This window comes from Streptomyces tailanensis (genome assembly GCF_008386495.1).
Classification (GTDB): domain Bacteria; phylum Actinomycetota; class Actinomycetes; order Streptomycetales; family Streptomycetaceae; genus Streptomyces; species Streptomyces tailanensis.
The window spans coordinates 21434-27433 of the sequence record NZ_VTHJ01000092.1; the positions used below are offsets into that span (position 1 = coordinate 21434).

Genomic DNA, 6000 nt, shown 5'->3' on the forward strand with positions numbered 1-6000 from the left:
AAGGCAGCTGGGAGGAGGCCATCGCCACGGAGCTCGGGCTCCTGATCGACTATCCGCCGGGCACCTACACCGTCGGGTGTGGCGCCGCTAACCTCCGCGTTGCCGCACGCCGGTCAGGTGTCGTCCGCGGGGCCGGCCGGCGGCATGCCCGAGGCGCGGGCGATGCCCTCGACTTCGTGCTGGTCCAGGAGGCGCTGGTGCTGCTGGGCGTCGATCCGGTCGCGCAGGGCGCGCAGCCGGTCGGGGTCGGCCGCGACATCGGGCGGCACCAGGGACATGGCGCCCTTGGCGTGCTCGCCGTCGCCGAGCTGGGCGACGACGTGGTCGGCGCGGCCCTCGTGTCCGGGCTGCATCGCGCCGAGCAGCCCCATGAGGTTGAGCAGCTCCTGCTGCACCTCGGGGGTGAACAGCTCCTTCTCCTCACCGTCCAGGCTGAGGCGGGCGGTACCGCCGCCGTTCGCGGCCCACAGCCGGATGATCTCCATGAGGAGGTCGAACTGGGCCCGGGGCATCCGGGCCCGCAGCGCCTCCTCGTAGAGGCGGTAGCGCAGCCGCGCGACCTCCTGCGGGTCGTCCTGGTCTGCCATGACCGTTCCCCCTTCGGTGCTGAGGCCGGTGGTCAGATCCGCCAGGAGCGGATGCGGTCGGCTGCGCCGTACCCGTCGGCGCGGCCGGCGTCGATGTCCCGGGCGAGGTCGATCAGCGCGCCGTACGGCGGGTCGATGGCCTCGCCCGCGGCGTCCATGTACGCCACGGTGATCGCGGCGCCGTACAGGGCGTTGCGGGCCGGGAGGGGGTGCAGCCGGATGATGGCGTGCATGAGGGCGGCCGCGCGCCAGGCGTTGTCGACCCTGGCGCCGACCTGCGGGGTGTTGACGCGGTGGCGGGCGACGGCGGCCACGAGGTTGGAGAAGTCGTGGACCTCGGGGTGCTTGGGCAGGACCTCCGCCTGGCGCTCCAGCAGCCAGCGGATATCGATGTTCAGCTCCACCTCAGGCAGCCCGCCCCTGGTGCCCGGCAGCGTCCAGGCGGGCGGGGGTGTCGTCGGGGAACGCCGCGTCGAACGCGTCCGCGTTGTCCGCGACGAACTGGCGGAAGACCTCCGCGGCGCCTTCCAGGCGGGGGTCGCGGACCGCGTTGCGCGCGGCCTCGGTGATGAGCGCGGTCACCGTGGTGCCTTCGGTCTCGGCCCGCTCCTGCAGCTGGGCGTGGAGTTCCTCGGGGACCCGGATCGTCACTGACTTCGACATATCCACGACCGTACAGCAAGGTGTACAGCACGGGGAGCGGATACGGCAGAAACGGACGCGGACACGCCACCCGTCCGCGGTCGCGAACGTCAAACGCCCGGCCAGCGGCGAGTTGACCGTGGCCGCCGACGGCATCGGCTATCTGCCGCAGACCATCCCCCTGCCCTCGACTGCCACCGTCCAGGACGCCGTCGACCTGGCCCTCGCGGACCTGCGCGCACTGGAGGCGGAGCTGGGCCGGGCCGAGCAGGCGCTCGGCGACGGCGCAGACCTGGCGACACTCGCCGCGTACGCCACCCTCCTCGAGCGCTACGAGGCGCGCGCTAGCTACGACGCCGACCACCGCGTCGACCTCGCCCTGCACCATCTCGGCCTACCCGCCCTCCCCCGCGACCGACGGCTCGGCACCCTCTCCGGCGGTGAGCGCTCCCGGCTGGCCCTGGCCGCCGTCCTCGCCGGCCGCCCGGAGCTGCTGCTTCTAGACGAGCCGACGAACGGCCTGGACGACCAGGCCATGGAGTGGCTGGAGGAGCGGCTGCGGGCACACCACGGCACGGTGCTCGCGGTCACCCACGACCGCGTCTTCCTGGAGCGCCTGACCTCCACGGTCCTGGAGACCGAGGCGGGAAAGGTCACCCGTTACGGAGACGGCTACGCCGGCTACCGCACCGCCAAGGCCACGGAACGCCGCCACCGACTCCAGGAGTACCAGGAGTGGCGGGCCGAGCTGGCCCGCAACGAGCGGCTGGCCGCCGGCCATGCGGTCCGCCTCGACGGCATCCCGCGCAAGGCCCCACTGGCCAACTTCGGCCACGGCGGCTTCCGAGCCCGCCGCCGGGCGCACGGCGCGATGGCCCGTATCCGCAACGCCCGCGAGCGGGTCGACCGGCTGACGGCGAACCCGGTGGCGCCGCCACCAGTGCCACTGACCTTCACCGCGCGCATCAGGACGGCGGGGGATTGCGCAGATGCGTCAGCGGCGGAGCCCCTCTCCGTACAACTGTCGGACGTACGCGTAGGAGGCCGCCTCCACCTGGACTCCCTCACCCTCGGCACTTCCGGCCGCCTGCTGGTCACTGGCCCCAACGGCGCGGGCAAGACCACGCTGCTGAAGCTGCTCGCCAGTCAGTTGCGACCCGACGAGGGCTCGGTGCAGGTAACCGGGCCCGGTGGCCCATCTACGCCAGGACGAGACACCGTTGCCGCCGGGCCTGACGGTGGCAGAGACGTTCGCGCTGGGCCGCGTCGGCTCCGCCGACGAGCACGCGGATGCCCTGCTGACCCTCGGCCTCTTCCACCCGGCGGAGCTCCGACTGCGGATCGGCGAGCTGTCGTACGGCCAGCGCCGCCGCGTGGACCTGGCACGGCTGGTCTCTGAGCCCGCGGACCTCCTGCTGCTCGACGAGCCGACGAACCACCTGTCCCCGGCGCTGGTCGAGGAACTGGAGGCGGCGCTGGCCGGCTGCTCGGGCGCAATCATTCTGGTCACCCATGATCGCGCGCTGCGGACGCGGTTCCGGGGCGAGCATCTGGATTTGCCGGAGACGGCCAGGGTCCGCTTGGGATGACGGCTAGGCGGTGGGCGGCTTGGCAGCGGATAGTGGCGGGCGGCGTCGCCGTCGCACCCGGTCGGCACCTGTAGCGGTCGCGCCCCGCTGAACTCGTTCCTCAAGAAATGCGGGTGACCGGAGCCCTTCGCTGAGAATCGCTCAACCATCGCTGCGAGAGATCATGCTGGTATCGGACCGTTAGGCACGCTCCCTGCGGGCCCGTCGCCGGGCAGCAAGCCAGATCCCTCAGCGTTGCGGCTGCGCTGCGTGCGGGCCGCACGTCTTGTCGAGGGCGCTGGCCCGTCAGCAGCACGGCCTGCTGACCGCCAGGGGTTACAGCTTTTGCTGAATCCACCAGAACATCAGGCCGACGATGCCGGCACCGGCGGCGTAGGCGGCGCCGCGAAGAGCGCTGGAGAGCATCGCGTGCGAGCGACGCCGGATCCAGCACAACAGCCTCTTCAGGAGGCCAGGGGGTTGGGGACTGGGGGCGGACATGGCTCTCCTGATGGTTTGTGTGCCCCGTAGGGCATCGTGGTTCTGGGTTCCTTCGGGCGCGGAGGCCCTCGGGGCGAGAGTGCGGGTCAGGTGGCGTGCCCGGCGCAGACTCGGCAGCCGCCGGCGCCGGCGATGAAGTCCGCGTAGCGGATTCGGCTGATCTGGCGGCACGTCCGACGTCGGCACCGGACCGTCCAGGGAACTCTGCTCCCCCGGAAACGCTCTTCGGGGACGAGCCCAGCCTCGCGCAGGCGTTGTTCCGCCTCGGCTGCCTGCAGGGCCCACTGGCGGGCGTCACCCGGGGTGTCGCGCCGGTTCTCCGCCTGCCGTACCCGATGCCAGGTCTCGGCCCAGAGACGAAAGCGCGCCTCCGGGACCTCACAGGCAACGAGGTAGGCGAAAAGCTGCTTCCTCGACATGACCGGCTGATCCCGCTCCCGGATCCGCCACGCCGTCGACCGGGACAGAGGACCGAACTCACGGATGCGGGTCTTGGCGCGCCGCTCCATCTCCCGCGCGGACGGGCAGCCGTTCATCTCCCAGACCCGCCTCAGCGCCAGCCCCAGTTCGGCGGTGCTCACGATCTGCGGCAGCGAGCGCGCCCGCGTCAGGTGCTGCTTGCGCCCGCGCTGCGACGCCTTCCTCCACAAGGACTCGATCCGCTCGCCATCCAGGCGGCAGACAACTGCAATGGCATGTGCCATCTGAAGGGTCGGCAGGTCGTGGCCCGACTCCGCCCGCTGGATCGTCGCGACCGACGTCCCGACCCTGTCAGCAACCCGCGAGCGGGTCAGCCCACAAGCGGCTCTCCCCTCGCGCAGTGCTGCAGCCAGCCGACCCTTCCAGCTGTTCGGTTCCGGAATGGGCGCCATCGGACGCCCGGTGAGCGCCACCGCGCTACCCGAGCGTCGGCGCCGGAATCTGTCCTCCGCGTGTGACGGCCCGTATCACGGCGTACTGCAGCATGAAGTGCCCTTCTTCTGCCGCGCGCACGGTGCTGCGCACCCTCACGCGTTACCGGGGTATCCGAACTCTGGCTTCAACCAAGACCGGCAACGCAACGGGTGGCTCCGCCGCGCCGCGGTGGACGGAATCGTGCTAGTGATCGGACAGATCAAATGCCGGTCACAGGTACTAAATTCGTATCTGTCGCACCCGCCGGAGACAGGGCAAAGCGGCAACTTCGCCCCCCTGCACACCACCCCACCCGGGGGTGCTCCGACACGACCTGCGTCTTCTCAGAAGGGCGTCACCTCAGCGTTGAGCCATGGCCAAGCCTCGGCGTACTTTCTTCGAATTTGTCCCACATCCGCTTGCTGCCATCGCATCATGCTGCAACCATCCGCACATCTGCCCCTCTCGAGGGGCAGGCCCTGATCTCCTCTGGCTCCCACCAGAACAGGGACTTCATGGAACGGGCGGTGGCTCGCCCCTCCATCAGGCGCGGGCCGGGACCACCAGGTCCCGGCCTCGTTGCTGCTTCCAGGCGGCCTCGACCAGCTCCCTCCCGCACGGACAGACCCACCGTCGGGGGAAGCAAGACGACGATGTGGCTTACCGCCCGCGTGGGTGACCGGCAGACGAATCTCCGGCGGCACCCAGCCCCAGCCCGCTACGAAGGTCACAGCCCGTCTGTGGTCTTCGAGAGGAACCTCCCTCGTGCGTCTCCCCCGCGCCGCCGGCGCCGCGGCCGCCGTTCTCCATGCTCACCGTCCTGCTCGCCACGACCACGGCGGCGTACGCCGCCGCCCCCGGTGACACCGTCGTGCTGCCCGTCCGCGACGCCCTCCGAGCCCTGCCCGTTCAGTACGAGGACCTCAACCACCAGACCAGGGCAATGAAGCTCCGCCATCTTGAATTGGCTAGTCAGCGGGCGCGGGGTGGCGTGACCTCGTTTCGGGGCGCTCGTGCTGGTCGTGGGCGGCAGTCTGTGTTGTAGATCGTCCGGCGGGGTGGTTTTGCCGATGAGTTCGCCGTCCTCGAACGGTCTACCCAGCGACACGACCGTTCTCGACAGGAGTGCCATGTCCACCATCCAGCCAGTGATCCTGACTGCCGACCAGGACGTTCTGCTCGGCTTCTATACGAAATTGTTCGGCGCTGAGGAGATCTTCCGGGTACCGGCGGAAGGGCCGGCCTTCTACCTCGGCTTGCGCATCGGCGACACCGACCTCGGGCTGGTGGCCAAGGCGAACCCGGGGGACCGGGAGGCGCCGCGGATCTTGCTCAGCATCGGTGTCGACGACGTCGATGAGACGCTCGGCCGGGTAACGGCGCTGGGCGGCTCGGTCCACGGCGGCTCCAACGACATGCCGTGGGGACAGCGCGTCGCCCACATCCAGGACCCCGACGGCAACCCGGTGAACCTCACCCAGCCGATCCCGGCCCGGTGACGCTGTTCCGGGGGCTTGCGCTGGTCGTAGGCCGCCTGCGGTAGAGATCAATTGTCGGTAGTGGCCTCGATGTTCGTCAGGACGAACATCGCGCGAAACAAGTGGGTGGCGCGGGCGAGGTCAGTACGGAGCTTGGTGAGGATCCGCCAGACACCTCACGAGGCCAACGCGTCAAGCGAGGGCGGTGAGGCCGGGGCAAAAGCGGTGAGTTCGTCGAACAGCGTGCGGTGCTGCAGGCAGTGCTAGGGCGCGTATCTGGTTTCGATCAATCTGGCGGATCCGGCCCGCGCGGTGTGGCGGATCCGGTAG

The 6000-nt window shown here is 70.3% G+C and carries 7 protein-coding genes and 1 pseudogene; 3 read left to right on the top strand and 5 right to left on the bottom strand.

The features are described 5' to 3' along the window. Positions 1-113: 113 nt before the first annotated feature. Genes F3T56_RS41945 through F3T56_RS41955 form a run of 3 tightly spaced genes read right to left on the bottom strand, consistent with a single transcriptional unit; the run spans position 114 to position 1250 of the window. Positions 114-587, bottom strand: a complete 474-nt coding sequence (locus tag F3T56_RS41945) for a hypothetical protein (protein ID WP_149830745.1) — start codon at positions 585-587, stop codon at positions 114-116. A gap of 32 nt (positions 588-619) precedes the next feature. Next, on the bottom strand, positions 620-991 hold the full coding sequence (locus tag F3T56_RS41950) for a toxin Doc (protein WP_172639408.1): 372 nt from the start codon (positions 989-991) through the stop codon (positions 620-622). Between the two features lies 1 nt (position 992). Beyond that, entirely contained in the window at positions 993-1250 is a 258-nt protein-coding gene (locus F3T56_RS41955) for a YlcI/YnfO family protein (protein WP_149830747.1), read from the bottom strand. On the opposite strand from F3T56_RS41955, the pseudogene F3T56_RS41960 reads away from it, so the two are divergent. Next, positions 1156-2818: pseudogene (locus tag F3T56_RS41960) on the top strand (ABC-F family ATP-binding cassette domain-containing protein). The gene F3T56_RS41955 and the pseudogene F3T56_RS41960 sit on opposite strands and share 95 nt — an antisense overlap. Positions 2819-3133: 315 nt before the next feature. Here F3T56_RS41960 and F3T56_RS46700 read toward each other — a convergent pair. Both F3T56_RS46700 and F3T56_RS41965 read right to left on the bottom strand, forming a co-directional pair. After that, positions 3134-3298 (bottom strand): hypothetical protein, encoded by a 165-nt coding sequence (locus F3T56_RS46700; protein WP_172639409.1) that lies wholly within the window; start codon positions 3296-3298, stop codon positions 3134-3136. Positions 3299-3384: 86 nt separating this feature from the next. Continuing rightward, positions 3385-4191, bottom strand: a complete 807-nt coding sequence (locus F3T56_RS41965) for a helix-turn-helix transcriptional regulator (protein WP_246204480.1) — start codon at positions 4189-4191, stop codon at positions 3385-3387. Between the two features lie 809 nt (positions 4192-5000). Here F3T56_RS41965 and F3T56_RS48900 point away from each other — a divergent pair. Both F3T56_RS48900 and F3T56_RS41975 read left to right on the top strand, forming a co-directional pair. Then, positions 5001-5237 carry a hypothetical protein gene (locus F3T56_RS48900; protein ID WP_246204482.1) on the top strand — a complete coding sequence of 79 codons (237 nt, stop codon included), beginning with the start codon at positions 5001-5003 and terminating at the stop codon, positions 5235-5237. 85 nt (positions 5238-5322) lie between these two features. Next, positions 5323-5691, top strand: coding sequence for a VOC family protein (locus F3T56_RS41975; protein ID WP_149830748.1), 369 nt, complete (start codon positions 5323-5325; stop codon positions 5689-5691). Positions 5692-6000 lie beyond the last annotated feature (309 nt).

Coding starts and splice junctions, on each gene's coding strand:
- F3T56_RS41945 (WP_149830745.1), bottom strand. CDS start 587: ATGGCAGACCAGGACGACCCGCAGGAGGTCGCGCGGCTGCGCTACCGC.
- F3T56_RS41955 (WP_149830747.1), bottom strand. CDS start 1,250: ATGTCGAAGTCAGTGACGATCCGGGTCCCCGAGGAACTCCACGCCCAG.
- F3T56_RS46700 (WP_172639409.1), bottom strand. CDS start 3,298: ATGTCCGCCCCCAGTCCCCAACCCCCTGGCCTCCTGAAGAGGCTGTTG.
- F3T56_RS48900 (WP_246204482.1), top strand. CDS start 5,001: ATGCTCACCGTCCTGCTCGCCACGACCACGGCGGCGTACGCCGCCGCC.
- F3T56_RS41975 (WP_149830748.1), top strand. CDS start 5,323: ATGTCCACCATCCAGCCAGTGATCCTGACTGCCGACCAGGACGTTCTG.